This window comes from Aurantimicrobium minutum (genome assembly GCF_029892845.1).
Classification (GTDB): Bacteria; Actinomycetota; Actinomycetes; order Actinomycetales; family Microbacteriaceae; genus Aurantimicrobium; species Aurantimicrobium minutum_B.
In genome coordinates this window covers 181,652-206,702 of record NZ_JARXVT010000004.1, presented here as the reverse complement: position 1 = coordinate 206,702, position 25,051 = coordinate 181,652, and the positions used below count along the sequence as shown (strand labels likewise).

General features: G+C 51.1%; 25 protein-coding genes. 19 read left to right on the top strand and 6 right to left on the bottom strand.

Annotated elements, in window-relative coordinates; genetic code table 11:
• Positions 1-29 precede the first annotated feature (29 nt).
• Genes M2118_RS07000 through M2118_RS06990 form a run of 3 tightly spaced genes read left to right on the top strand, consistent with a single transcriptional unit; the run spans position 30 to position 3,206 of the window.
• Positions 30-1,682, top strand: coding sequence for an FAD-dependent oxidoreductase (locus tag M2118_RS07000; protein WP_280795208.1), 1,653 nt, complete (start codon positions 30-32; stop codon positions 1,680-1,682).
• Positions 1,679-1,951 carry a metal-sensitive transcriptional regulator gene (locus M2118_RS06995; RefSeq protein ID WP_280795206.1) on the top strand — a complete coding sequence of 91 codons (273 nt, stop codon included), beginning with the start codon at positions 1,679-1,681 and terminating at the stop codon, positions 1,949-1,951. The genes M2118_RS07000 and M2118_RS06995 overlap by 4 nt, the downstream gene beginning before the upstream one ends.
• A 13-nt stretch (positions 1,952-1,964) precedes the next feature.
• Entirely contained in the window at positions 1,965-3,206 is a 1,242-nt protein-coding gene (locus M2118_RS06990; protein ID WP_280795205.1) for a glycoside hydrolase family 3 N-terminal domain-containing protein, read from the top strand.
• Here M2118_RS06990 and M2118_RS06985 read toward each other — a convergent pair.
• Entirely contained in the window at positions 3,203-4,249 is a 1,047-nt protein-coding gene (locus M2118_RS06985; RefSeq protein WP_280795204.1) for an FUSC family protein, read from the bottom strand. The genes M2118_RS06990 and M2118_RS06985 overlap by 4 nt on opposite strands.
• 138 nt (positions 4,250-4,387) lie before the next feature.
• Between M2118_RS06985 and M2118_RS06980 the strand changes: the two genes are divergently transcribed.
• Genes M2118_RS06980 through holA form a run of 3 tightly spaced genes read left to right on the top strand, consistent with a single transcriptional unit; the run spans position 4,388 to position 8,094 of the window.
• Positions 4,388-5,059: a ComEA family DNA-binding protein gene (locus tag M2118_RS06980; protein WP_280795203.1), complete on the top strand. Its 672-nt coding sequence runs from the start codon at positions 4,388-4,390 to the stop codon at positions 5,057-5,059.
• Positions 5,056-7,080, top strand: coding sequence for a ComEC/Rec2 family competence protein (locus M2118_RS06975; RefSeq protein ID WP_280795202.1), 2,025 nt, complete (start codon positions 5,056-5,058; stop codon positions 7,078-7,080). Before M2118_RS06980 ends, M2118_RS06975 begins: the two co-directional genes overlap by 4 nt.
• Positions 7,081-7,089: 9 nt before the next feature.
• Positions 7,090-8,094, top strand: coding sequence for a DNA polymerase III subunit delta (holA, locus tag M2118_RS06970; RefSeq protein ID WP_280795201.1), 1,005 nt, complete (start codon positions 7,090-7,092; stop codon positions 8,092-8,094).
• Positions 8,095-8,163: 69 nt separating this feature from the next.
• Here the strand turns inward: holA and rpsT are convergent, their stop codons facing one another.
• Complete coding sequence (rpsT, locus tag M2118_RS06965) at positions 8,164-8,424, bottom strand: 30S ribosomal protein S20 (RefSeq protein ID WP_280795230.1); 261 nt, start codon at positions 8,422-8,424, stop codon at positions 8,164-8,166.
• Between the two features lie 175 nt (positions 8,425-8,599).
• Between rpsT and lepA the strand changes: the two genes are divergently transcribed.
• The 12 genes from lepA to leuA all read left to right on the top strand — a co-directional run bounded on the left by lepA (position 8,600) and on the right by leuA (position 21,212).
• Positions 8,600-10,447, top strand: coding sequence for a translation elongation factor 4 (gene lepA / locus M2118_RS06960; protein WP_280795200.1), 1,848 nt, complete (start codon positions 8,600-8,602; stop codon positions 10,445-10,447).
• Entirely contained in the window at positions 10,448-11,110 is a 663-nt protein-coding gene (locus M2118_RS06955; RefSeq protein WP_280795198.1) for a DUF1990 family protein, read from the top strand.
• 3 nt (positions 11,111-11,113) lie between these two features.
• Positions 11,114-12,331 (top strand): radical SAM family heme chaperone HemW, encoded by a 1,218-nt coding sequence (hemW, locus tag M2118_RS06950; protein WP_280795196.1) that lies wholly within the window; start codon positions 11,114-11,116, stop codon positions 12,329-12,331.
• 78 nt (positions 12,332-12,409) lie between these two features.
• A complete protein-coding gene (gene hrcA / locus M2118_RS06945; RefSeq protein ID WP_280795195.1) occupies positions 12,410-13,429 on the top strand; it encodes a heat-inducible transcriptional repressor HrcA in 1,020 nt (339 codons plus the stop codon).
• A gap of 26 nt (positions 13,430-13,455) precedes the next feature.
• On the top strand, positions 13,456-14,556 hold the full coding sequence (dnaJ, locus tag M2118_RS06940; protein WP_280795194.1) for a molecular chaperone DnaJ: 1,101 nt from the start codon (positions 13,456-13,458) through the stop codon (positions 14,554-14,556).
• A gap of 2 nt (positions 14,557-14,558) precedes the next feature.
• Positions 14,559-15,287, top strand: a complete 729-nt coding sequence (locus M2118_RS06935) for a 16S rRNA (uracil(1498)-N(3))-methyltransferase (RefSeq protein WP_280795193.1) — start codon at positions 14,559-14,561, stop codon at positions 15,285-15,287.
• A 9-nt stretch (positions 15,288-15,296) separates the two neighbouring features.
• On the top strand, positions 15,297-15,644 hold the full coding sequence (locus tag M2118_RS06930; RefSeq protein WP_280795192.1) for an HIT domain-containing protein: 348 nt from the start codon (positions 15,297-15,299) through the stop codon (positions 15,642-15,644).
• On the top strand, positions 15,604-16,662 hold the full coding sequence (locus M2118_RS06925; RefSeq protein WP_432418387.1) for a PhoH family protein: 1,059 nt from the start codon (positions 15,604-15,606) through the stop codon (positions 16,660-16,662). Before M2118_RS06930 ends, M2118_RS06925 begins: the two co-directional genes overlap by 41 nt.
• Positions 16,659-17,129: an rRNA maturation RNase YbeY gene (ybeY, locus tag M2118_RS06920; RefSeq protein WP_280795191.1), complete on the top strand. Its 471-nt coding sequence runs from the start codon at positions 16,659-16,661 to the stop codon at positions 17,127-17,129. Before M2118_RS06925 ends, ybeY begins: the two co-directional genes overlap by 4 nt.
• The gene (locus M2118_RS06915) at positions 17,126-18,421 is read left to right on the top strand and encodes a hemolysin family protein (protein ID WP_280795190.1); all 1,296 of its coding nucleotides are present in this window, start codon (positions 17,126-17,128) and stop codon (positions 18,419-18,421) included. Before ybeY ends, M2118_RS06915 begins: the two co-directional genes overlap by 4 nt.
• Complete coding sequence (era, locus tag M2118_RS06910; protein WP_280795189.1) at positions 18,421-19,353, top strand: GTPase Era; 933 nt, start codon at positions 18,421-18,423, stop codon at positions 19,351-19,353. Before M2118_RS06915 ends, era begins: the two co-directional genes overlap by 1 nt.
• Before the next feature lie 131 nt (positions 19,354-19,484).
• Positions 19,485-21,212 carry a 2-isopropylmalate synthase gene (leuA, locus tag M2118_RS06905; protein ID WP_280795188.1) on the top strand — a complete coding sequence of 576 codons (1,728 nt, stop codon included), beginning with the start codon at positions 19,485-19,487 and terminating at the stop codon, positions 21,210-21,212.
• Here the strand turns inward: leuA and M2118_RS06900 are convergent, their stop codons facing one another.
• Together M2118_RS06900 and M2118_RS06895 are read right to left on the bottom strand one after the other, a co-directional pair.
• Positions 21,213-22,085, bottom strand: coding sequence for an SURF1 family cytochrome oxidase biogenesis protein (locus M2118_RS06900; RefSeq protein WP_280795187.1), 873 nt, complete (start codon positions 22,083-22,085; stop codon positions 21,213-21,215).
• Positions 22,082-22,357 carry a DUF3099 domain-containing protein gene (locus M2118_RS06895; protein WP_280795186.1) on the bottom strand — a complete coding sequence of 92 codons (276 nt, stop codon included), beginning with the start codon at positions 22,355-22,357 and terminating at the stop codon, positions 22,082-22,084. The genes M2118_RS06900 and M2118_RS06895 overlap by 4 nt, the downstream gene beginning before the upstream one ends.
• A gap of 60 nt (positions 22,358-22,417) precedes the next feature.
• Here M2118_RS06895 and fabG point away from each other — a divergent pair, with 60 nt between their 5' ends.
• Entirely contained in the window at positions 22,418-23,146 is a 729-nt protein-coding gene (gene fabG / locus M2118_RS06890) for a 3-oxoacyl-ACP reductase FabG (protein WP_432418386.1), read from the top strand.
• On the opposite strand, the gene serB is transcribed toward fabG, so the two are convergent.
• Together serB and glgC are read right to left on the bottom strand one after the other, a co-directional pair.
• The gene (gene serB / locus M2118_RS06885; RefSeq protein WP_280795185.1) at positions 23,143-23,811 is read right to left on the bottom strand and encodes a phosphoserine phosphatase SerB; all 669 of its coding nucleotides are present in this window, start codon (positions 23,809-23,811) and stop codon (positions 23,143-23,145) included. The genes fabG and serB overlap by 4 nt on opposite strands.
• Positions 23,808-25,046 (bottom strand): glucose-1-phosphate adenylyltransferase, encoded by a 1,239-nt coding sequence (glgC, locus tag M2118_RS06880; RefSeq protein WP_280795184.1) that lies wholly within the window; start codon positions 25,044-25,046, stop codon positions 23,808-23,810. Before glgC ends, serB begins: the two co-directional genes overlap by 4 nt.
• Positions 25,047-25,051: the final 5 nt, after the last annotated feature.

Genomic DNA, 25,051 nt, shown 5'->3' with positions numbered 1-25,051 from the left:
AGATACCCCTAGGGGTATATGATTGAGTTATGTCTCAACCCCTCAAGGTAGTAGTTATCGGCGGCGTTGCAGGTGGAATGTCTGCCGCTACTCGTCTGCGTCGTCTCGATGAACACGCAGAAATCGTAGTTCTCGAACGCAGTGGATATGTCTCTTTTGCGAACTGTGGTCTGCCCTATCACCTGAGCGGGACAATTGAGCAGCGTTCTTCACTCATGTTGCAGACACCGGCGTCGTTGGCAGCACGTTTCGCCTTAGACGTTCGAGTAAAAAGTGAAGTAGTCGACATTAATCGTGAGCAGAAAACAGTGACTGTTCGCAACCTTGAAGACAAAACTGACTATGTCGAGTCTTATGACTTCCTTGTTCTCTCGCCTGGTGCTGCTCCGGTTATGCCTGGTCAACCTGGGGCTGATCGTGCGATGTCCATGCGTGACATTGAAGACCTTGATCGCGCAATGGCCTGGTTGGGGTCCAAGCCTTCTACGGCGCTAGTGCTCGGGGGAGGATTCATTGGCATAGAAGTTGCTGAAAACCTGATTAAACGTGGACTTAGCGTCACCTTGCTTCAGCGTGGTAATCAACTCATGAAGAATCTCGACCCTGAGATGGCCGTGATGTTAACCACACGAATGCGAGCAGCTGGTGTGGATATTCGTTTCAACACCACTGCAGTTGATTACACCAAAAAAACAGTCACCCTCTCCACTGGTGAGGAGATTTCTGCAGACGTAATTTTCTCTGCAATGGGTGTGCGTCCTGAAATTGGACTTGCCCAATTAGCTGGCTTGCGAATCGGTGAAAACGGAGGCATTTGGGCTGACGAACAGCAGCGCACAAGTGACCCCAGCATTTTTGCTGTTGGTGATGCTGCGGAAAAGACAGATGCGATTTCTGGCGAACCTCGTCTGGCTACTCTGGCCGGTTTGGCGAATAGGCACGGGCACTCGGTAGCTAATGCAATCGCACATGCACCTGTTGTTCCTGCAACCCCTGCATTAGGAACTTCAATTGTGACTTTTGAAGGTTTAGCTGCAGCATCTGTGGGATGGACTGAAACTGCGCTCAGGACACAAGGCCGGAACATTCGCATCGTTCATGCTCACCCCGCAAACCATGCTGCTTACTATCCTGGCGCTGAAACGATGCGTCTCAAGCTCATCGTGGATGCTGATAACGACCAGATTCTCGGTGCGCAAGGCGTTGGTGGAACAGGTGTTGATAAGCGCATAGATGTGATTGCAACAGCAATGTTTGCAGGAATTACCGCTTCCGCGCTGGCGCAGCTCGAGCTTGCCTACGACCCACAGCATGGTTCTGCTAAAGATCCGATCAATATGTTGGGTTACATCAACCGCAACGTAGCTGAGGGGTTCACCTCAACGATTGAATGGCACGAACTAGAGAACTTTCGATCTGATGGCTGGGAAGTCCTCGACGTTAGAACTGTGGGAGAGCATAAGTTCGGATCAATGCCCGAGAGCATGAACATCCCCCTGGACACTCTTCGAGAGAACTTAGAGCAGTTGCGTGGGAAAAAAGTAGTCGTCCATTGTCAGGTTGGCCAACGTGGTCACACAGCAACACGTATTTTGGCCCAAGAAGGAATTGAAGCAGTCAACCTAGATGGTGGCTACCTCACATGGAAGGCCGGTATGGCCTCGAAAGGAGATCAGAAATGACTGACGTAACCCCCGAGGAACACAAGGCTATTGTCAACCGACTGAAACGTGCACAGGGCCAATTAGCTGCAGTAATCACGGCTGTCGAAGCTGGCGGAGATTGTCGCGCCGTTGTGACTCAACTCTCTGCGGTATCAGGAGCCATCGATAAAGCAGGCTTTGCCATTATTGCCAAAGCTATGCAGGAATGTATGACCTCTGGCGGTTCCGCAGATAAGGACGCACCAACGGTTGCTGAGCTGGAGAAGCTGTTTCTTTCTCTTGCCTAGCTAAACTCCAAGAGTGAGCAAGACCCAACACCCGATAGCTCTCTGGGCTGCTGTGATCAGCGGGACAGCTGTTACTTCAGTGTTGGCATTTTCTTTGTTTGTAGCGCCTCCTGTCGACCGTTTTGGCGATCCAGCAAACTACACCCGCATTAATTCTGTTCCAGAGGTAGAGCAGTGGGGGAGTCACCCCGTCGATTTCTATGTCGAGAATGTGCTCGCCTCGATGACGTTAGAACAAAAGATTCGTTCTCTGATCATTGCCAATTACCCAGGGACTGATCCCGCCTCGCTTCACGCATTTGTTCAAGACAATGAACTCGGCGGATTTATTGTCATGGGCAGTAATGTTCCTGCAACCTCCACCGAGCTTGCTGAAGAAACTAGTGTAATTGCAGGATCTCCGGAACTGCCCAGGCTTATCGGTATTGATGAAGAGGGTGGGCTGATCAAGCGTCTGCCCTACGACGATTTTGCTGGAGCGGACACCTTAAGGAATGAACCTGCGTCAGCCACCTATTCTGCTTTTACGGGTAGAGGAGAACTTCTTTCGAGTGTTGGCGTCAACCTAAACTTTGGTGTCGTGGCGGATGTTTCCGGAGATCCTCAGTCATTCATTTATGGTCGTTCATTCGGGGGAGATCCAACTTCGGTTGCCGAAAGAGTAACCGCTGCTGTGACCGGTGAAGGTCCTTCGGTGCTGAGTACTATCAAGCATTTCCCGGGGCATGGCAGCGCCCCTGGGGATTCTCATGTTGGCGTCCCTCTTTCTCCGTTGACATTTGACCAATGGCTTGCTTCCGATGCCATCCCTTTTCAGGCGGGGATTGATGCAGGGACGTCTATGGTGATGTTTGGACACCTCGCCTTCCCTGCAGTTGATAACACTCCCTCTTCACTCTCGAAGACCTGGCACCACATCCTCAGAGATAACCTCGGTTTCTCCGGAGTAATCATTACCGATGACATGACGATGCTGGAACAGTCTCACCTGCCTGAATATGCGGATCGAGTGAATAACGCCGTACTTGCTCTGGCAGCTGGAAACGATGTCTTGTTGTATGTAGCTGGTTCAGATTTCGATGCAGGGGCGATCGTTTCTGGGGTCGTGTCTGCAGTGAATACAGGCCAGATCTCTTCCGCCCAACTCGATGACTCTGTTCGACGTGTGCTGACTCTTCGCAGAATGCTTTACCCAGAGGCTGAATCGTGGATTCCTCCTTGCGATGAGCGGTGTTTTATCCGGGTGACCTACTAGTCGCCACTTCCCGTGATCTCATCTCGGATACGGCGAAGATTTTCCATAAGGAACCCGATCAAAATCCAGTTGAAACCTGACGGAGGGCTCAAGTGGATGGGTTCGGTGAGGGCAGGCATTTCCTGAGTGTCAGGGTGTGCTTGTTTCGTGGCTGGCAATCCTGCGTCACGAACGAGCAGCCTCAAATCGTGCCCTGATCGGAGGAATTCTTCGGCTATTTGAGCAATGCCGGGCTCAGCAATCACTGTTTCGTCGTAGTTATCTCGAACACCACGGGCAACTCCAATTGTTCGTGTGACGAGAACAGCAAGCTGTTCTAGCAATTGCTGTTGAGAATCTAGATCTTTCCCGTGCGTGCCTTTGAAGACGTTGAAACGAAGACCTTCTTGTGCTGAGCGCAAGGTTGCTTGTGCACGATCAAGTTGTGGCCTCAGTTCACGCGCTCGTGTGTTGATGTCAGAGAGCACTTCATAGCTGGTCTCTCGTCGCAATACACTGCCGATGTCTTCTAGAACTTCCGCAATATTTGCTCCTAGTGTTGCAATGGCTTGTTGTGAGGGCCCAATCGCAACGGGTGGGACGATTACTGCATTGACAATGAAAGCAATGCTCGCACCAATGATTGTCTCGACGATACGTCCAACTGCATACTCGGGAGTAGCAGAGCCAATTGCAATGACCAGCATCGCGCTGATGGCAATTTGATTTGCCGTTCCAGGGGTAAATTTGAAAACCCAACCAGCTATGAAGGCCACCATGATTGCGGCAAGGACAAGCCAACTGGGAGTTCCGAAGATCAGGCTGGCAACGAGAGCAATAGCGACTCCCAGTACAACGCCTGTGCTTCGTTCTATAGCTTTGCCCAGTGATTGGTTAATACTGGGCTGGATCACGATAATCGCGGCAATAGCTGCGAATATGGGCTGTTCTGTGGGGTAGACAGCTAGAGCAGCAAACCAAGCCAATAACGTGGCAATAATCGTTTTGGCTAATTGAAGAAACGGGATACGTTTCTTACTCTGCACATTCGACGCGATGCTCACTTGTTCACCGTATTGCCACTTACTGCTCCACTTGAGTGGGCTCGCCAGTAGTTCTCCACCTCACTGATAAGTGAGTATTACTCCACATCCCTCTTGCCCCTCAGATTTTAGAGACACAATTTTTCGTATTCTCGGCTGATGAATGTGATCACCCACAACCTCAGACGTGTGATGGGACTTGATGATTCTGAGACAGAGGATCTGTTCAGCGGTAAATTACAGCACAGTCGTATTCGTGTGAAACTCGCAGTTGGAACCGCAACTATTGCTGGCTTAGCAATAGTGATCATCACAATCATTGCGTCATCACTGAGCTCTGTTGGTAGAAGCGTAGAAATCCCGCACAATCTCACAGCGTCACCCATGATGGTTTCCGAACAAGACTCGACAGTATTGGGAACTGTACTCATCCATGTCATCGGCGAAGTGAATAACCCCGGCATTTATGAATTGAATTCTGGTTCCAGGGTTATTGATGCAGTGATGTCCGCAGGTGGTCTGCTCTCCACCGCGGCCGAATGTGGAGTGAATCTCGCTCGGGAGGTGAAGGACGGAGAGCAACTCTCCATACCTTCGAAAGATCAGAACTGTAATGTCAATGGCTCTTCCGATCAAGGTGGCACGTTATCCCTGAATTCGGCGACAGCCGAGCAGTTCGACTCTTTGCCTGGCATTGGCCCAACTCTGGCCGAACGAATTGTGCAGTGGAGGAATAGCAACAGTGGTTTCGCCTCCGTTGATCAACTCAATGAGGTGTCAGGAATTGGCGACAAGTTGTTTGCTGGGATTAGAGATCTTGTCACGTTGTGAAAACAATCAGAATCGCAGCTGATCTTCGTTTATTTCTTCCCGTACTTTTCGGGTGGATTGTGCTCGCTGCCGCTCTCGTATGGAGTGACTCTAGGCCACTTGTCGCTCCTGTCGCAGGAGGAGTAATTCTGCTCTTTACTTTGTGTGGCTTTGCAGTGATTCGGTTTCAGCCAATTTTGGGTCTCAGTGGCATCGTCACAGCTACGTTGTTGGTTGCGTGGCTGATTCAGCTGCCCAATCATACAGAGACACAACCTTGGGATAATCCTGAACAAGTTCAGTCACCGTGGTGGCTTGCGTGGGCAGATGTGCTGAGGAATTCTTTTCTGACTGCCACGGCAGAGCTTCCTGATTATGGTGGGCAGTTGATTCCGGGTCTCGCCATTGGCGATACCAGCAGAGTCAGTGAGCAGTTGAGTAATGCAATGAAGGTGGTCTCTCTCACTCACATCACTGCGGTCTCTGGGGCGAACTGTGCAATTGTGACCGCCAGCGTCATGTCTATTGCTGCACTGTGTGGTGCGGGGAGAAAGGTGAGACTGATAGCTGCTTCGGTGGCTCTGGTTGCCTTTGTCGTCTTGGTCACGCCTCAACCCAGTGTTCTTCGAGCAGCAGTTATGGCAATGGTTGTCATGTTGTCTTTGTTCAGTGGCAGGCCGGGTTCTGGGATACCTCTTCTCGCTCTTGCAACACTGTTGATGTTGTTATGGAATCCGTGGTGGGCGATCGATTTTGGATTTATCTTGTCGGTGTCAGCAACCGCTGGGATTGTGTTGTTCTCGGGACCACTCACAATGAGTCTCAGCAGATGGTTGCCATTTTGGTTATCAGCGATGATTGCAATACCGCTATCGGCGCAGCTCCTGTGTCAGCCCTTCATCATTCTTCTCAGTCCACAACTTCCGACTTATGGCGTACTTGCCAATGTCATTGCAGCACCTGCTGCACCTGTTGCCACAGTTATTGGACTCGTCGCGTGTTTGGTTGTTTGGTGGGCACCTGGATTAGCGTTGCCGTTGTTGTGGATGTCCTGGTTGCCTGCGCAATGGATAGGTCACACAGCATCACTCATTGCAAGCTTCCCTCAAGCCCAGCTTCCTTGGTTTGAAGGCATGAGTGGCGCCTTTTCTGCGGCAATGCTTTCCGTACTTGTGTTGTTAGCTCTTTTGGCACCGAAGATGATTGTCCGGAACACGTCGGCAGTTGTCATCGTGATGTCGGGTGCTATCTGGGGTGTTTCAGCACTAGTCAGTGGATTCACTTTTTCATCGTCACTTCCAGATGATTGGAGTGTTGCTGCGTGTGACGTTGGAGAAGGTGATGCCCTCGTGCTTAAAAGCAAGGGACAAGTTGCTGTTATTGATGTTGGGCGCACCCCTGAGCCGATGAAGAAGTGTTTGGAGCAATTGAGAATTACTCACATTGATCTCTTGGTGTTGACTCACTTCGATAAAGATCATGTGGGTGGTCTAGATGCAGTGATGGGGAAAGTAGACCACGCGATTGTGGGCAAACCAGAAAATGCAGAGGACGAAGGACTACTCACTGAGCTCAGCCGCGCTGGTGCCCGTCTTCAGAGGGGTATTCAAGGGCTTTCCGGTGCTCTGGGGGAGTCCCAATGGCAGGTTTTATGGCCCGATACCCAACATCCAACGATGGAGCTAGGAAATCCCGGTTCAGTGACGCTCCTGGTTGCATTCCCCTCGTTTAGAGCTTTGTTTCTTGGAGACTTAGGCCAGGAAGCCCAACTTGCATTGATGAACACGGTAGACCTTCCAACTGTCCAGGTGGTGAAGGTGGCACATCATGGATCTGCAGATCAAAGTTCTACTCTCTATGAAAAAGTGAATCCAGCCATTGGTCTTTTCTCTGTGGGTGCAGAAAATGACTATGGGCATCCCAGAAGCGAAACACTCTCATTGTTAACTGACCTCGGTGCACTCACTCCGCGAACTGATAATGACGGGTTGATACTGATCAGTGCGAGATCTTCGGGCTTGAGTGTCTGGACAGAGCATTAGGCTAAATCCATGGCAGGTAAGGCAAAGATTGCGATAGAGCAACTCTCATGGAACAACGCCAAGCCTGCCCCCATCGTTTTAGTTTCTGGCGCAGAAGGTTTTCTCGCAGACCGAGCAATCCAGAACATTCGAGAGATCCTTAAAGCTTCTGACGCATCCCTCGAAGTGAGTGACTTAGATGCCAGTTCCTATGCGCCAGGAGAGCTCCTTACCCTGGCAAGCCCTTCATTGTTTGGTGAACCACGTCTCATCCGGGTCAGTGATGTAGAGAAATGCAACGACGAGTTCTTGCTTGAAATGCTGGACTATGCAGAATCGCCTGATTCTGACACCACGGTTGTTCTTCGTCACGGTGGGGGAGTTCGAGGTAAGAAACTGCTCGACACTCTCCGTTCAGGCACTGGCGGAGCTGTCGAGATTGTCTGCGCGGAACTCAAAAGCGACAACGACAAGTTTGACTTTGCGGGAAATGAATTCCGTCTTGCTGGGAGGAAGATTGCCCCCAGTGCGCTTCGCTCCTTAGTTCAAGCTTTCTCAGGTTCAGGTTCCGAACTAGCAAATGCTTGTCAACAGCTCATTGCAGATGCTGATGGTGACATAACAGATCGCACTGTTGAGGATTACTACGGTGGTCGTATCGAAGCAACAGCGTTCAAAGTTGTAGATTCGGCTGTCGCAGGCCGTCTCGGTGATTCGTTAGTCACGTTGCGCCACGCCCTGCAATCCGGAGCAGATCCAGTTCCTATCGTGGCTACATTTGCCGCCAAGCTACGTTTGATGGCCAAGCTTTATGGAGAACGACGAGGCTCTGGAGAACTTGCCGGAGCGTTGGGTGCTGCACCCTGGCAAATTGACCGCGCGCGTAAAGATCTCTCCGGCTGGAGTGAAACTGGATTGGGTAATGCGATTGAAGTCATTGCCCAGACAGACGCCAACGTCAAAGGTGCCTCTCGTGATCCCATTTACGCACTTGAACGCATGGTTAACGTTGTCGCCAGCTATGGGAAGCGCTAGCTTCCGACCGCTGCAGACTTAAACAAATATGGCCCCCACTTATGTGGAGGCCATATTTATAAAGAGTGCTTAGAGAGCAGCAACCTTCTTAGCAATAGCTGACTTGCGGTTAGCAGCGTTGTTCTTGTGAAGAACACCCTTGCTTACTGCCTTGTCGAGCTTCTTGGTTGCGGTCTTCAAGGCTGCTTCAGCAACTGCCTTGTCTCCGGTTGCTACTGCAGTGCGAGCTGCACGGACAGCGGTCTTAACCTCTGACTTCACAGCCTTGTTGCGCTCAGTTGCCTTTGCGTTGGTGCCAATTCGCTTGATCTGCGACTTAATGTTTGCCACGTTAACCGTGTCTTTCACTCGATGTATTTACGTTTGGATTGTGTCGCACCAGAGGTAGAGGGCTCTTCGCGACGAATCGTGTAGGTGGGACTACACGTAAGCCAAGAACCAACACTACCAGTAAGAGTGGCAGTTGCTAAAACTGTGTCGTAGTTCGTGGGAGACTAGAGGTTCTATGTCTCCTCGCGCCACGAAACCACTGCAGCCTGCGTCAACTGACCCAGCGAAGATTCGCAACTTCTGCATCATCGCTCACATTGACCACGGTAAGTCGACCCTTGCCGACCGCATGCTGCAGATTACGGGCATTGTCGACGATCGTTCTATGCGTGCTCAATATCTTGACCGCATGGATATTGAACGCGAACGTGGCATCACAATCAAAAGCCAGGCAGTTCGTATGCCCTGGGAGCTCAATGGTGAAACTTTCGCACTCAACATGATCGACACCCCCGGCCACGTTGACTTCACCTACGAAGTGAGCCGTTCGTTGGCTGCGTGTGAGGGTGCGATTCTTCTCGTTGATGCTGCACAAGGGATTGAAGCTCAGACCTTGGCGAACTTGTATCTCGCTATGGAGAATGACCTCACCATCATTCCTGTGCTCAATAAAATTGACCTTCCAGCTGCAGATCCAGAGAAGTACGCCAAAGAATTGGCTGATCTCATCGGTGGCAAGCCAGAAGATGTCTTGCGCGTTTCCGGTAAAACAGGAATGGGTGTTGCGGAACTTCTTGACCTCGTTGTCGACAAGATTCCTGCGCCAGTCGGTGATGCAGATGCACCAGCCCGTGCCATGATTTTTGACTCTGTTTATGACGCTTATCGAGGTGTGATTACCTACGTTCGAGTTATTGATGGCTCCCTCAAGCCACGTCAACGCATTCAGATGATGAGCACCAAAGCTGCTCACGAACTCATTGAAATTGGTGTTAGTTCACCAGAGCCCATTCCCTCACAAGGTCTCGGCGTCGGAGAAGTTGGCTACCTCATTACGGGTGTGAAAGATGTTCGCCAGTCCAAAGTGGGTGATACCGTAACTGACTCGGTGAAGCCGGCAACTCAAGCACTTCCTGGGTACACAGACCCGAAGGCCATGGTTTTTTCTGGTCTCTACCCCATTGATGGTTCGGATTACCCAGTACTTCGTGAAGCTCTCGACAAGCTCAAACTCTCTGATGCGTCACTGAACTACGAACCTGAGACTTCCGTAGCGTTAGGTTTCGGATTCCGTTGTGGATTCCTCGGGCTTCTCCACTTGGAGATCATCACCGAACGCCTCGAACGCGAATTCGGTCTTGATTTGATTGCGACCGCACCTTCAGTGCCCTACGAAGTCACAACCGAAGATAAGAAAACGGTGACGGTCACTAACCCGAGTGAATACCCCACTGGCAAAATCACTCGTGTGTCTGAACCCTTGGTTCGGGCAGGTATTTTGACTCCCAAAGATTATGTCGGCACCATCATGGAGCTGTGTCAGAGTCGTCGCGGAAATCTTTTGGGCATGGAGTACTTCGGTGAAGATCGTGTCGAGATGAAGTACGAGATTCCTCTTGGTGAGATCGTCTTTGACTTCTTCGATCACCTCAAAAGTCGCACACAGGGTTATGCCTCGCTTGACTATGAAGAAGCAGGAGAGCAAGACTCCGACCTGGTTAAGGTCGACATTCTTCTTCAGGGCGAACAAGTAGATGCATTTAGTGCCATTGTTCACAAGGACAAGGCATATGCCTATGGCCTCATGATGACCGAGCGCCTGAAGAAACTTATTCCACGCCAGCAATTTGAGGTTCCCATTCAGGCGGCTATTGGTGCACGAATCATTGCTCGTGAAACTATTTCTGCTATCCGTAAGGACGTCCTGGCAAAGTGTTACGGCGGTGACATCACTCGTAAGCGCAAACTTCTGGAAAAGCAGAAGGAAGGTAAAAAGCGCATGAAGATGGTGGGACGCGTCGAAGTTCCTCAAGAGGCCTTTATTGCAGCATTGCAAGGCGATGAAGAAGTGAAGAAGAAATAAATGTCTGAATCACAACGCCGGAGTAATTTCGCAGGTGATCGTGCGGTCAGCTACGGTTCAGTCGGTGCTACACAAGCTGCTGACGTCCTCGTGTTCCCTCCGACAGGTTTTCGTTCCACTCAGTCTGAATTTCGGTTAGGAAGTGGACAAGAACGCTTTGATGCCGCAACGGCAGCCCTAATGACCTGGGGTGTTCCACGCGGTTCGCACCTTGAAGTAGTTTCTGTGAATGAAGCTCACTCAGAGGGCTACAACGGCTTGTTGTTCAATGAGTTTGGCGCACCGGTTCCTCCAACTGCTGATGCCTTGGACCAACTCTTTGCACCTGATGGGACTCCCTACTTATCGGCAGGAACCACAGTTGAGCTAGCAAAAATGTGGACCCCTTATGACGTCACCACAAGTCACCGCGTAATTTACGTGGTTCGTGAAGAGCGTCGTATGGGTTACGCACTCGGCACCCTCGATCTAGAGCCGATCATCGGTGAAGAATTCTTCAGCGTTGAATGGCGTGATGATGATTCCGTTTGGTCTGTTGTGCGATCCGTAACGGCGATTGCTGAAGGTCGAAAGTATTTCTATCTTTCACCTCTGATTCGTTTGCGCCAGTGGCTTCAGCGTCGACAGTACGTTCGTTCTCTCCTTCCTGCTCGCACGGCCTAACTCATGGCAGGACCGCTTCCTGAGGGCAATCCAATGCCTGCTGACGGTTCTTTGCCTGTTGGTGTCAACATCGGGGCAGAACAGCGCACCATGAGCGCATATGTTCACGTTCCTTTTTGCCGCGTTCGTTGCGGGTACTGTGACTTCAACACGTACACAGCTACAGAACTTCGCGGGACGTCTCAGTCAACCTACATAGACGAGTTGGCAAGAGAAATTGAGCTCTCTGGTCAAGTTCTGGCTCGTTCCGAACTCCCTGTGCGCGCACTGACTTCTGTCTTTTTTGGGGGAGGCACTCCCACACTGCTTCCGGCTGAAGATCTGGTCCGGGCACTTGAGCTTCTCCGCACTCAACATGCATTTGCTCCCGGAGTCGAAATTACGACGGAAGCAAACCCGGACACCATCACGGATGACTATGTACAGAAACTGGCGGAAGCTGGATTCACTCGTCTGAGCCTCGGCATGCAATCTGCCGTTCCCTCTGTGCTTGCAACGTTAGACAGAACTCACAACCCCGCATCTGTTGCCCACGCAGTGTCACTAGCTCAACAAGCAGGTTTAGAAGTCAGTATTGACTTGATTTATGGCACCCCAGGGGAGACCTTGGAGCAGTGGCAAGAATCTGTGGAAGCTGCCATTTCTCTCGGCACTGGCCATATTTCTGCCTATGCACTCATCGTTGAGGACGGGACAGCATTAGAGCGTCGGATACGTCGGGGAGAGTTACCTGTTCCCGATGATGATCTTGAAGCGGATATGTATGAGTTAGCTGAAAAGCTTCTCTCTGCTGCCGGTTTTCAATGGTACGAAGTGAGCAACTGGGCTCGTTCTCCTGATCAGAGATCCGTGCATAACCTCACCTATTGGCAAGGAAATGATTGGTGGGGGTATGGGCCAGGTGCACACTCTCACATTGGTGGAGTTCGATTCTGGAATGTGAAACATCCTGCCGCTTATGCTCAACGACTTGCGGATGGTCATTCTCCTGCAGCTGGATGGGAACAGCCTGATCTAACTGCAGTTGCCCTAGAAAATGTCTTATTAGGAAGCCGCATACGTGAAGGTATTTCTACGGCAGAACTAGATAACACTGCTGTGGCTTCACTTATCGCTGATGGCTTGATAGATGGAACTTCAGCAATCAACAAACGACTAGTACTGACTCTTGCTGGCCGCCTCCGCGCTGATGAAGTCGTCCGTCGGCTTACCTTTTCCTAACTGCACAGACACGCTTTCTCGCGGTAGTATTAGCACTCAGAATGGTCGAGTGCCAGCGATGAATTGAAGGAGGATTGCATGGTTTCTCAACGCGGTCTTGAAGTCCTTCGAGCAATAGTTCAGGACTATGTTTCATCGCGCGAACCGGTCGGCTCCAAGGCAATTGTGGATCGTCACCAGTTTGGTGTGTCCGCTGCCACTATTCGAAATGACATGGCACTTCTTGAAGAAGAGGAGCTCATTGTTGCTCCTCATACTTCGAGCGGACGAGTTCCCACAGACAAGGGTTACCGCCTGTTTGTTGACCATCTTGCAGAGGTTAAGCACATTAGCTCCGCGCAGAAGCAGGCCATCGATCACTTCTTAGACGAATCCGTCGATTTCGATGAACTGTTGGGACGAACAGTTCGCCTTCTTTCTCAACTGACGAACCAGGTTGCGATAGTTCAATATCCCACCTTGGGCGTGACACGTGTGCGTCACATAGAGCTGGTTTCCCTCGGCAATCGCCGGGCTTTGTGCATTGTCATCACCGATAACGGTCGAGTAGAGCAACGACTGTTGGACTTAGACGTTGACTTGTCTGAGAAGGAACTGTCTGAGCTTCGAGCAAGCATTAATGCTCAAGTTGCAGGGAAGCTTCTTACCGAGCTTGCTGATTCCGTTGGCTCGTTGACAAGAACTGTCTCTCCGCAACTAGCTTCTGCAACTAGCCTCATTGCCAATGCCTTGTCGGACAGTATTCAAGCCAATCGTCAGCAAAAGCTCGTTATGGCTGGCACGGCAAACCTAGTGCGCACGGAAGATGATTTCCACGGGAGCATTTATCCTGTCTTGGACGCTATTGAAGAGCAGGTCATCTTGCTCAAGCTTCTCTCCGAGATGACGTCTGATGCTCATGAAGTTGCTGTCAGTATTGGCCGTGAACACAGCACTACCGGTCTGGAGCAAACAAGTTTGCTCGCCACCGGATATACCTCCGCGGGGGAGTCAGCAACACTTGGATTGTTAGGCCCCACCCGGATGGACTATTCCAACAACATTGCCTCCATTCGAGCAGTAGCTCGATACCTCACCCGTGTCCTCGACGCACAGTAACTGTTACCCCAAAGGAGAATGCCTTCGTGGCTGATCATTACGACGTCCTCGGTGTCTCGCGTGAAGCGAGCCCTGAAGAAATCAAGAAGGCGTATCGCCGCCTTGCACGTGAGCTGCACCCAGATGTGAACCCTGATGAGAGTGCTCAGGAGAAGTTCAAACTTGTTACTCACGCATATGAGGTGCTGAGTGATCCCGTTCAGCGTCAACAATATGACCTGGGGCCACAGGCTGGATTTGGTGGTGGTGGTGGTTTCAGTGACTTCGGTGACATCTTCTCAACCTTCTTTGGTGGTGGTCAACAACGTGGTCCTCGTTCCAGGATGGAACGCGGCCAAGATGCTCTCCTTCGTGTTGAGGTTGATCTCGCAGATGTCATCTTCGGGGTTCATAAAGACATTGACATCGATACTGCCGTGGTGTGTGAAACATGCTCTGGTTCGTGCTGTCAGCCAGGAACATCCCTGGCCACCTGCGACATCTGTGGAGGTTCTGGAACAATCCAGCGTGCAGTTCGCTCACTTCTCGGCAACGTCATGACCTCAAATCCCTGTGGAAGCTGCAGGGGATATGGAACGACCATTCCGGCTCCATGTAGCTCATGCCAGGGTCAGGGGCGAGTTCGTGCAACTCGTTCGATACCTCTAGATATCCCCGCTGGAGTGGACACGGGAGTTCGCCTGCACATGACCCAAGCTGGTGAAGCTGGACAAGCTGGCGGCGTAAACGGAGATCTCTATTTTGAGATCAAGGTCAACAACGACGAAATTTTCAGCAGAGATAACGACGACCTTCTCTGCACCCTCGAAATTCAGATGACCGACGCCATCCTGGGAACCAAAGTGACCGTGCCAGCGCTCGACGGGGACGTTTCAGTCGAGATCAAGCCGGGGACACAAGGTTCAGAAGTCCTGACGGTGAAAGACCGGGGAATTACTCGACTTCGTGGCAATGGTCGAGGAGATCTCAAAGTGGGCATTCACATTGTCACGCCAACAAAACTCAGTGGCAAAGAAAAAGAAATAATCGAGAGTTTTGCCAAAGGGCGCAAGCAGTCAGCGCCGCAATTGGCACATTTCCAACAGGGGATGTTCTCCAAACTACGAGACCGCTTCTTTAACGTCTAAATATGGCTCATTTCTATCTCGCAGATTCGCTTGAAGCCACCACGGTAGGAGCGACAGTTCTTCTTGACGGTCCAGAGGGTCGGCATGCGTCAACTGTCTCACGAGTACGTGTTGGAGAGATCGTGGCGATTGGAAACGGTCGAGGCCTGTTGATTACCGGTGAAGTTCAGTCAACTTCCAAAGACACCGTTGAACTGCAGGTGTTATCTGTTGAGCAGGTAGAACTTTCTCATCCCCAGTTGTACCTCGTGCAGGCGCTTGCTAAAACAGATCGAGATGAACGAGCCGTCGAAGCGGCTACCGAATTAGGAATAGACGTTGTCATCCCGTGGGCAGCTGATCGAAGTGTGTCTAAGTGGGAAGGCCCCAAGGTTGACAAGGGAATTGCTAGATGGTCTGCGATCGTTCGCGAAGCGACAAAACAGTCGATTAGACCATTCATTCCCCGAGTTGGTCCTCACCTGAAAACTGCCCAATTGGGAGCTGAACTAGACGGCATTAATGTTCTTGTTCTCGACCCCACAGGAACAATTCCGCTCAGTCAGGTCGAACTCGATCAGCGTTCTATTGCGATAATTGTTGGCCCAGAAGGCGGCATCACGGATGCTGAGTTATCTCGTTTTGCTGAATCAGGAGCAACAATCGTGACTCTCGGTTCGAATATTCTGCGAACATCTACCGCAGGACCAGCCGCCTTGGCGATACTCAACGCCAAGCTAGGGCGTTGTTAAGCTAGAACTATGTCTACTTCCGAATCAATCTTCACCAAGATCATCAACAGGGATATTCCTGCGGAGATCCTCTTTGAAAATGATCGAGTCATTGCCATTCGAGACATTGCACCGCAGGCACCTGTTCACTTGCTCGTGATTCCCAAGGTTTCCCAATTCGCAAATGTGACCGAACTTGCCGCAGGAGATCCTGAACTGCTCGCTGAAATTGTTGCCACTGCCCATAATCTTGCAACTCTTCATGCCAACGGTGAATACCGTCTCACCTTCAACACGGGTGAAACAGTCGGACAAACCGTTTTCCATGTTCATGCCCATGTCCTATCTGGCGGACTTCAGGAGCAATCACTTGCCTAACCCTTCGGCGGACGACGTCATCACTATTGATGGCATCGAAATGGTGCGACTTCTCGGGGCACAAGACAGATTGCTCACGAATCTCGAGCGTCAATACCCACTTGTGGACGTACACGTGCGAGGAAACGAGATTCGTCTACTTCCCAAAGTCATCGGTGATGAGGCAACAGATCAAGTTATTGCTGCAAAAGCGCTCATGAAAGAACTATTGACCATGGTGCGTAATGGTCAAGATTTAACCCCCACCGATGTTGCCGAATCCAAGCACATACAGGATGCCCATCCTCATACTTCGCCCTCAGCTGTCTTAGGTGAGGACATTTTGTCCACCCGTGGCAAGACGCTTCGTCCAAAGACTCTGGGCCAGCAAGAATATGTCAGAGCTATTGACGACCACATTATTACCTTCGGAATTGGTCCGGCTGGTACAGGCAAGACCTATTTAGCCATGGCTAAAGCAGTCCAGGCACTTCAGCGCAAAGAAGTTGAACGAATTATTTTGACCCGTCCTGCCGTTGAAGCAGGGGAACGCTTAGGCTTCTTGCCAGGAAGTCTGACGGACAAGATCGATCCGTACCTTCGGCCATTGTTTGATGCACTCAATGAAATGCTTGATCCCGAAGTAGTTCCCAAGCTCATGGCTGTGGGGACAATCGAAGTGGCGCCGCTGGCATATATGCGTGGCAGAACTTTGAATAACTCCTTCATCATCCTCGATGAAGCCCAGAACACTACTCCAGAACAAATGAAGATGTTCCTCACACGTTTGGGGTTTGATTCGAAGATGGTTATCACCGGAGACATTACTCAAGTTGATCTCCCGAGCACGGCGAGCGGACTGCGGTTAGTCACCGGGATTCTTGATGACATTGACGACATTCACTTTGCACGACTGACAAGTGCTGATGTTGTACGTCACTCACTCGTGGGACGAATCGTCGATGCCTACAGCGAATACGACGAAAAAACACTGGCAGCACGACACCGCCGTGAAAACTCCAAGGAGAGTGCTCAGTGAGCATCGAAGTAAACAACGAGTCAACCTACGACATCGATGAGGCTGCCCTTCAGCGCTTAGCAACCTACTGTCTTGATGCCATGCGAGTTCATCCAGATGCTGAGATTGCTCTCGTTTTAGTCGATGAAGCAGCGATGGAACAACTACATGTTCAGTGGATGGGGGAGCCAGGTCCCACTGATGTCTTGAGTTTCCCTATGGATGAACTACGACCTGGAAATGATGACATCATCACACCTCCAGGGGTTTTGGGTGATGTCGTTCTCTGCCCACAGGTTGCTGAAGTGCAGGCAGAAGGTGCCGGTCATTCCACTATGGATGAACTGCTTTATCTCACAGCACACGGAATCCTCCACCTGCTTGGTTTTGATCACGCAGAACCTGAAGAGGAAAAAGAAATGTTTAGCCTGCAACGTGATTTGATCATTGGCTACACCATGAGCGAGAAACAGCGCGATTCAGAGTGACACTATTCCTCACGGTTGTCGGACTCATCCTGCTGATTAGCTTTGGTGGTCTGATGGCAGCCAGCGAGTCTGCCATGGGCGTTCTGTCCACTGATGACATCACAGAGCAGGCACAAGGTCGTCGATCCAGACGTTCCCTCGTGGCACTTGCCCAGGACCTCGGTCCGCACCGAACCGTGACAACTTTTGTTCGTATCTTGGCTGAGACTGCTGCAGCAGTGCTGGTCACACTTCAATTGGTTACTGCTGGTTTGCCCTATTGGGCAGCGCTTGTGCTTGCGATTTTCATCATGTCTGTCGCCAGTTTCGTGTTAGCAGGTTCAAGTCCCCGCTCAGTGGGCCGAGCTCATCCTGAAGCAGTACTCAATGTTTCTGCACCCATGATTCATTTCTTCCGAGTCATTCTTGGCCCTCTCGCAAATTTCTTGGTCACTATGGGTGACAAAGTCACACCTGGTCGCCCTGGCACGACGTCGTTTGCATCTGAAGATCAATTGCTGAGCATGGTTGACGAGGCTGTGAAACACGACGTCATTGAAAGTGATGAGCGAGAACTCATCCATTCAATTTTCGAATGGGGAGATACTGTCGCTCGCGAAGTCATGGTTCCTCGAACTGACATGGTCACGGTTGATGCTGATGCCACCCTCACTGCCGCCACCAAAATCTTCCTCGATTCCGGATACTCCCGTATTCCTGTTATCGCCGATGATGTGGACGAAGTGGTTGGTGTGTTGAATTTGCGAGACGTATCGCGACGTTCCTTTGAAAACTCAACAGAATTCGCTTCACTCACTGCACAAGATCTTGCTCGCCCTGCCATGTTTGTGCCGGAGTCTAAGAAGGCTGATGACACCCTTAAGCAGATGCAAGCACAGCACACTCACCTTGCATTAGTGGTGGACGAGCATGGTGGAATCGCTGGTTTGGTCACCCTGGAAGATCTCATTGAAGAACTTGTGGGTGACATTGCTGATGAACATGACCGTGGCGCCCCTGAAGTTGAAAAACTTGGTGACCAGCTTTTCCGTGTTGCCACTCGTTTACCTTTGGACGAGCTGGGTGAACTCTTTGGTCTAGAGCTTGATGATGATGATGTTGACTCTGTTGGTGGGCTTTTGGCCAAGGAATTAGGCCGGGTGCCCGAAGTAGGAGATAAAGTCACCATCAGTGGTCTGATTATTGAAGCAGACCGCAGTGGTTCCCACCGCAAGCGTGTGATGCGTGCGATTGTGGAGGCAGATCAGGATTTGATTGATGCTCGTCAGGCTTTCACGGAAGAGGGAAACTAATGGCTCGTCCGTCTAAGGCAGAAAAGCGCGGGGAGAGTCCTGACACCCCACCACGCTCAGGTTTTGTTTCTCTTGTCGGGCGTCCCAACGTGGGTAAGTCAACGCTGACCAATGCACTTGTGGGGGAGAAGGTGGCCATCACCTCTTCAAAACCGCAAACCACCCGTCACACTATTCGGGGCATCACTAATCGCCCTACTGGGCAATTAATTCTTGTCGATACTCCCGGTATTCACCGCCCTCGAACACTCCTGGGTGAACGTCTCAATGCGCTGGTTTCTGCCACGCTCGGTGACGTAGATGTTATCGGGATGTGTTTTCCTGCGGACGAACCCGTTGGTCCCGGAGACCGCTTCATCAATGAACAGCTGGATAAATATCCTCGTGCTGTGAAGGTTGCGGTGATCACCAAAACGGATGTCTCGTCTAAAAAGGCAATTGCTACCCGCCTTCTCGAAGTCCAAGAACTGCGTGATTGGTCCACGATCATTCCTGTTTCAGCAGTGGGCGATGATCAGGTTGATCTTTTAGCTGATGAACTCATCAAGCTTTTGCCTGAAGGTGTAGCTCTGTATCCCTTGGAGCAGAACACTGATGAAGATTTAGAGAAGCGAATCTCTGAGCTCATCAGAGAAACAATTCTTGAAGGCGTTCATGAAGAATTGCCTCACTCTCTCGCAGTTACTCTCGATGACATGATTCAGAGGGAAGATAAAGACCTCCTCGAAATCTATGCAAACGTCTTCGTTGAACGCGACAGCCAAAAAGGCATCATCATTGGTAATGGTGGAGAACGCCTGAAAGATATTGGTCAGCGATCGCGTGCCGCAATCGAACCACTGGTAGGCCAGAAGGTCTTCCTCAGCTTGCGCGTGAAGGTTGCCAAAGATTGGCAAAGAGATCCCAAATTGCTTCAGCGATTGGGCTTCTAGTAGCTCAGTGCTAGCCTAGAAATATGTCCTTTGGTCTGCTTCTTCTTAGCTGCCGCGACGAGTCCACTTATTAGGCCTCACTCGTCGCGGAGACGCCCGTTGGCTGACCACCACCCGCGAGGAGAAAAAGCATGAAGAACAATCAAGCCCCCAGCACAATGCCAGTGCACAAGTACCGTCCGTACCACGAGAGCCTCGGCATTGATCTCACCGACCGTACCTGGCCTGGCAACCGCATTGAGAAAGCGCCTATCTGGTGTGCGGTAGACCTTCGTGACGGTAACCAGGCACTCATTGATCCCATGAGCCCTGAACGCAAGCGCATCATGTTCGACCTTCTGGTGAAGATGGGCTACAAGGAAATCGAAGTTGGTTTTCCTTCCGCAAGCCAAACTGACTTTGATTTTGTTCGTTCACTTATTGAAGAAAAAGCAATTCCGGATGACGTCACCATCCAGGTTTTGACTCAGGCCCGCGACCACCTCATTGAACGTACCTATGAGGCCATTGCAGGCGCTAAACAAGCAATTGTTCACTTCTATAACTCCACCAGCATCTTGCAGCGTGAGGTTGTTTTCCGTGAAGACCGTCAAGGAATCATGGATATTGCTTTGCACGGAGCTCGATACTGCCGCGAAATGGAAAAGACCATTCCGCAGACACAGGTCTATTACGAATATTCTCCAGAAAGTTTCACCGGTACCGAGCTTGAATATGCCGTAGAGGTATGTAACGCAGTTTTGGAAATCCTGGAGCCCACCCCAGAGCGCAAGGTCATCATCAACCTTCCTGCCACAGTGGAAATGGCATCACCCAATGTCTATGCAGACTCCATCGAATGGATGGGACGCCACCTTGCCTACCGCGAGAACGTTCTGATCTCTCTGCACCCCCACAATGACCGTGGAACTGCCGTTGCTGCTGCAGAGCTTGGCTACATGGCTGGAGCAGACCGTATCGAAGGATGTTTGTTCGGTAACGGTGAGCGCACAGGAAACGTTGACCTTGTTGCCCTCGGCATCAATATGTTTACTCAAGGCATTGATCCGCAAATCGATTTCAGCAACCTTGACGAGGTCAAACGCACTGCTGAGTATTGCAACCAGCTCAAGGTTCACGAGCGCAGCCCGTGGGCAGGTGACCTTGTTTACACTGCTTTCTCTGGCTCACACCAAGACGCCATCAAGAAGGGCTTCGAGCGCATGGCCGCTGATGCCCAAGCGCAGGGCACACACGTGGACAACCTTGTCTGGGCTGTTCCCTATCTTCCAGTAGACCCTAAGGACCTCGGTCGCAGCTATGAAGCTGTTATCCGCGTGAATTCTCAGTCGGGTAAGGGTGGTGTGGCCTACTTGCTCAAGAAGGACCACAACCTCGAGCTTCCTCGCCGTCTCCAGATTGAGTTCTCCGGTGTTGTCCAGCACAAGACGGACGCTGAGGGTGGAGAAGTTTCAAGCGATGATCTGTGGGAAATCTTCCAAGATGAATATCTTCCCGCGAAAGATGTTGCCAACAAGTGGGGTCGTTTTGAGCTCACGGGTAGCCGCACCGAAAGTGACTTCAACGGCACTCTCAAGCTCTCTGTAGATCTACGTGATGGAGAAACAGTTTCTCGTCAAGACACCGTGGGTAACGGTCCAATTGATGCTTTCTTGAAGCTGATGGCTGCTCAAGGTATCGAGGTGGAACTCTTCGACTACGTCGAGCACACTCTCGCTGCCGGTGGAGACGCCATGGCTGCCGCCTATGTGGAGCTCAATGTCAATGGGACCAGGCTGTGGGGTGTTGGTATCGATTCCGACATTTCTACGGCTTCTTTGAAGGCAGTCGTTTCTGCCATCAACCGCGCTGTTCGCTAATTAGCGTCCGTCGAGGATGGCATCTTCGATGTCTTCCTCAGTGGGCTTTGCCCTGCGCTTTGAGGCTTGCGCTGCGCGTTTTGCTTGACCTTCTTCGGTTTCTGCATTGCGGATACGCAGTTCGTTGCGCACAGCCCAGACAAGTCCGATAAACGCCAATACTCCAAACATGATCCACTGCAATGCATAGCTGAGGTGGGCACCCTCTTCCAGAGTTGGTTTGAGTGCTGGGAGGGGAGCAGTGTCACTTGCTGACGGGGTTTCACGTGCGAGGAGCCCGTAAGCTCCGGTGTATGTCGGTGCTCCCAAAATTTCTTCAATCAGTGGCAATTCAATAGTTGCTACTTGGCCATCGGACATTTCCCGTCCAGGAATGCTTGGTTCACTGGCTTTGAGCCGGGCTATGACGGTTACTTCTCCAGTCGGAGGGGAAGGAAGAACGTATGGATCTTCTGGATTCTCATTGGCTGGAAGCCAACCACGGTCGACAATAAATATCGTCCCCTCATCAGTGAGTAGGGGAGAAAGAACCTCAACACCAGCCACTTGTTCTCGAGGTCTACTACGCACAACGAATTGTTCATCTACAAGATATTTCCCAGTTACTTCAACCGGAATCCACTTGTCATCTGGATTGAATTGTTGTGGATCAGGAAGAACTATGTTCAGAGCTTCTGGTTCAGAGTTGTAGTTTGCCAGCACACGATCAATTTCCTGTCGTGCTTCGTCACGGCGAGCAAACTGCCATGTTGAGAGAGCGATACATGCACCAGCAAAGATCGCAGTTATCAGGAGATAACTCAGCCAGCGCTTAGTGAAGGCAACGCGATACCACGGAACTTGCTCAGCATTTTGCTGCTGTTCAGAGCTCAACTGGACTTCTCTTGATATAACACGATTGTTGCTGGACGTTCGACGGCTCCCTGTTGTGGAGCCACTTTAACGTTGGCAATAATCATGGCGAAATATGGCAACACAATCGCACCAGTTGCACACACGACAAGCCACCAGCCTGAGACAAAAAGCATGGCAATAATGCACACCATACGAATACCCATGGCAATGGAGTATTTGATCATGCGAATGCGACGCTCATCAATTGGAGCGAGCGGAAGTGATGTTGCTGACTGAAGCTGTTTCTTCATTGTCGGCCGTGTCCCAACGGTTGATGTGGTGCTCCTAGCCTACGACTAAGCTGGCATTCAATGCATCCGACTGGAGGAATTGTGACTGTTCGTACCGTGCTGATTACGGGTGGAAACCGTGGAATTGGTTTCGCTCTTGCTGAAGAGTTCATCGCACAAGGACACCGCGTGGCTGTTACTGCCCGTTCTGGCGAAGGCCCTGCAGGTTCACTCACTGTGCGTGCTGATGTAACTGACGGTGCTTCTTTGGATGCAGCATACGCAGAGATTGAATCCAAACTTGGTCCAATCGAGGTTCTCGTTGCTAACGCTGGTATCACCAAAGACACCCTGGTTATGCGAATGACCGATGAAGAATTTGATTCTGTTGTTGATACCAACTTGGGTGGCACTTTCAAGGTTGTGAAGCGTGCAGTTAAGGGCATGCTTAAGGCTCGTTTTGGTCGAATTGTGTTGATTTCTTCTGTTGTGGGCCTCTATGGCTCTGCTGGCCAGGTTAACTACTCGTCTTCAAAGAGTGCCCTTGTAGGAATGGCCCGTTCACTCACTCGTGAACTCGGTGCACGAGGAATCACGGCGAACGTTGTTGCACCTGGATTTATTGAAACCGATATGACTGCTGCTCTGCCAGAGGAACAGCAGGAGCAATACCGTAAGAACATCCCTGCCGGTCGTTTTGCTCAACCTTCAGAAGTAGCCAAAGTATGTGCGTGGCTTGCTTCCGATGATGCCGGATACATTTCCGGTGCAGTAATCCCCGTCGATGGTGGTTTAGGAATGGGCCACTAAAGCCCAAACATCTCCAGTGCTTTGCTGAGGTCACGCTCATTGAGTGCAACGTCAGCTTGTTCTTGAACAATGGGTTTTGCGCAGAAAGCAATCCCGAGTCCTGCAACCCCCATCATGGTGAGGTCATTTGCGCCATCGCCTATGGCAACGGTTTGTGCCAGGGGAGTGTTGGTCAAGTTTGCCCATTCAATCAAAGTGTCTGCTTTGGTTTGAGCGTCGACGATTTCGCCTAAGACTTTTCCTGTGAGCTTGCCGTCGCTGATTTCTAGTCTGTTTGCCTTCCAGAAATCAAGACCGAGCGATTTGGCAAGTGGATCGAGAAGTTCGTGAAAACCGCCACTGACAACACCGACATGTCCGCCGTGGGCTTTGACTTTCTCAATTAGTGCCTGTGCACCGGCTGTGACGGTGATCTGGGAGCGGACGGTATCAAAAACACTCTCTGGCAACCCTTCAAGGGTGGCCACACGTTCTCGGAGACTTTCGGCAAAATCTAGTTCACCTCGCATGGCACGTTCAGTAACTGCTGCTACGAGTTCAAGAGACCCAGCTTCGGCAGCAATGAGTTCGATTGCCTCATTCTCAATCAGAGTTGAGTCGACATCAAGTACGACGAGGAAGCGCTGAGAATCCGTATTTATTGAGACAGTACGGGATTCGGTCATGGCGCTACTCGAACTCCCTTGCCTACAACAGTGATGCCTGATTCTGTGACGGTGAATCCTCGTGCCCGGTCACGATCGTGATCCACGCCGATTTTGGCTCCATCATCAACAACTACTTCTTTATCCAGAATAGCTCTGCGAATTTCTACATCTGAACCCACACTGACGTGGTCGAAAACGATTGAGTCGTGGATGCTTGCCCCAGAACTTACTTCGCACCAAGGTCCTAGAACGCTTCGTTCGATGTGAGCACCAGACAGTAAAGAACCAAGTGAAACAACAGAGTCGATTGTTGCCCCAACTCTTCCACGGGCATCGCGCACAAACTTTGCCGGCGGTGAGTTGACCTGCATTGAGTAAATGGGCCAATCCGTGTTGTACAGGTTGAACACTGGCAAAGTCGAGATGAGGTCCATGTGTGCATCAAAAAAGCTATCGATGCTACCGACATCACGCCAGTAGTACTTATCACGGTCGGTGGAACCGGGGACATCATTGCGGTTGAAGTCGTAAACGCCTGCTTCATCTTTGGCGACGAAGTAGGGGATGATGTCTCCACCCATATCGTGGCTGGAGTCTGGTAATTCTCCGTCCGTTTCGACGGCTTCGATGAGTGCATCCGCGTCAAAGACGTAATTGCCCATCGAGACCAGAACTTCTTCTGGGTTATCGGGCAAACCAATCGCATCAGTTGGCTTTTCGCGGAAGCGACCAATTTTGGTTACATCCGTATTATCAACTTCAATCACGCCAAACTGATCAGCCATGCGAATGGGCTGACGAATTGCGGCGACAGTAACTTTCTTGCCCGATTCAATATGAGCTTGAATCATTTGATCAAAGTCCATGCGATAAACGTGGTCTGCACCCACGACAACGACGATGTCTGGCTTTTCATCGCGAATCAGGTTGAGACTCTGCAGGATTGCATCGGCACTTCCTGAGAACCAACGCTTGCCCAGGCGTTGCTGGGCTGGAACAGAAGCCACATAAGAGCCCAGGAGACCAGACATGCGCCAAGTCTGTGAAACGTGGCGGTCAAGTGAATGGGATTTGTACTGAGTCAGCACAACAATTTGACGAAGCCCCGAGTTGATTAAGTTGGAGATAGCGAAGTCAACTAATCGATACTGGCCGCCAAAGGGCACAGCTGGCTTCGCGCGGTCTTCTGTCAGGGGCATGAGGCGCTTGCCCTCGCCGCCGGCGAGAACAATTCCGAAAACCTTCTTTGGCATGTCTC

Coding starts and splice junctions, on each gene's coding strand:
- M2118_RS07000 (WP_280795208.1), top strand. CDS start 30: ATGTCTCAACCCCTCAAGGTAGTAGTTATCGGCGGCGTTGCAGGTGGA.
- M2118_RS06995 (WP_280795206.1), top strand. CDS start 1,679: ATGACTGACGTAACCCCCGAGGAACACAAGGCTATTGTCAACCGACTG.
- M2118_RS06980 (WP_280795203.1), top strand. CDS start 4,388: ATGAATGTGATCACCCACAACCTCAGACGTGTGATGGGACTTGATGAT.
- holA (WP_280795201.1), top strand. CDS start 7,090: ATGGCAGGTAAGGCAAAGATTGCGATAGAGCAACTCTCATGGAACAAC.
- lepA (WP_280795200.1), top strand. CDS start 8,600: ATGTCTCCTCGCGCCACGAAACCACTGCAGCCTGCGTCAACTGACCCA.
- M2118_RS06955 (WP_280795198.1), top strand. CDS start 10,448: ATGTCTGAATCACAACGCCGGAGTAATTTCGCAGGTGATCGTGCGGTC.
- hemW (WP_280795196.1), top strand. CDS start 11,114: ATGGCAGGACCGCTTCCTGAGGGCAATCCAATGCCTGCTGACGGTTCT.
- hrcA (WP_280795195.1), top strand. CDS start 12,410: ATGGTTTCTCAACGCGGTCTTGAAGTCCTTCGAGCAATAGTTCAGGAC.
- M2118_RS06935 (WP_280795193.1), top strand. CDS start 14,559: ATGGCTCATTTCTATCTCGCAGATTCGCTTGAAGCCACCACGGTAGGA.
- M2118_RS06930 (WP_280795192.1), top strand. CDS start 15,297: ATGTCTACTTCCGAATCAATCTTCACCAAGATCATCAACAGGGATATT.
- M2118_RS06925 (WP_432418387.1), top strand. CDS start 15,604: ATGTCCTATCTGGCGGACTTCAGGAGCAATCACTTGCCTAACCCTTCG.
- era (WP_280795189.1), top strand. CDS start 18,421: ATGGCTCGTCCGTCTAAGGCAGAAAAGCGCGGGGAGAGTCCTGACACC.
- leuA (WP_280795188.1), top strand. CDS start 19,485: ATGAAGAACAATCAAGCCCCCAGCACAATGCCAGTGCACAAGTACCGT.
- M2118_RS06895 (WP_280795186.1), bottom strand. CDS start 22,357: ATGAAGAAACAGCTTCAGTCAGCAACATCACTTCCGCTCGCTCCAATT.
- fabG (WP_432418386.1), top strand. CDS start 22,418: ATGCATCCGACTGGAGGAATTGTGACTGTTCGTACCGTGCTGATTACG.
- serB (WP_280795185.1), bottom strand. CDS start 23,811: ATGACCGAATCCCGTACTGTCTCAATAAATACGGATTCTCAGCGCTTC.
- glgC (WP_280795184.1), bottom strand. CDS start 25,046: ATGCCAAAGAAGGTTTTCGGAATTGTTCTCGCCGGCGGCGAGGGCAAG.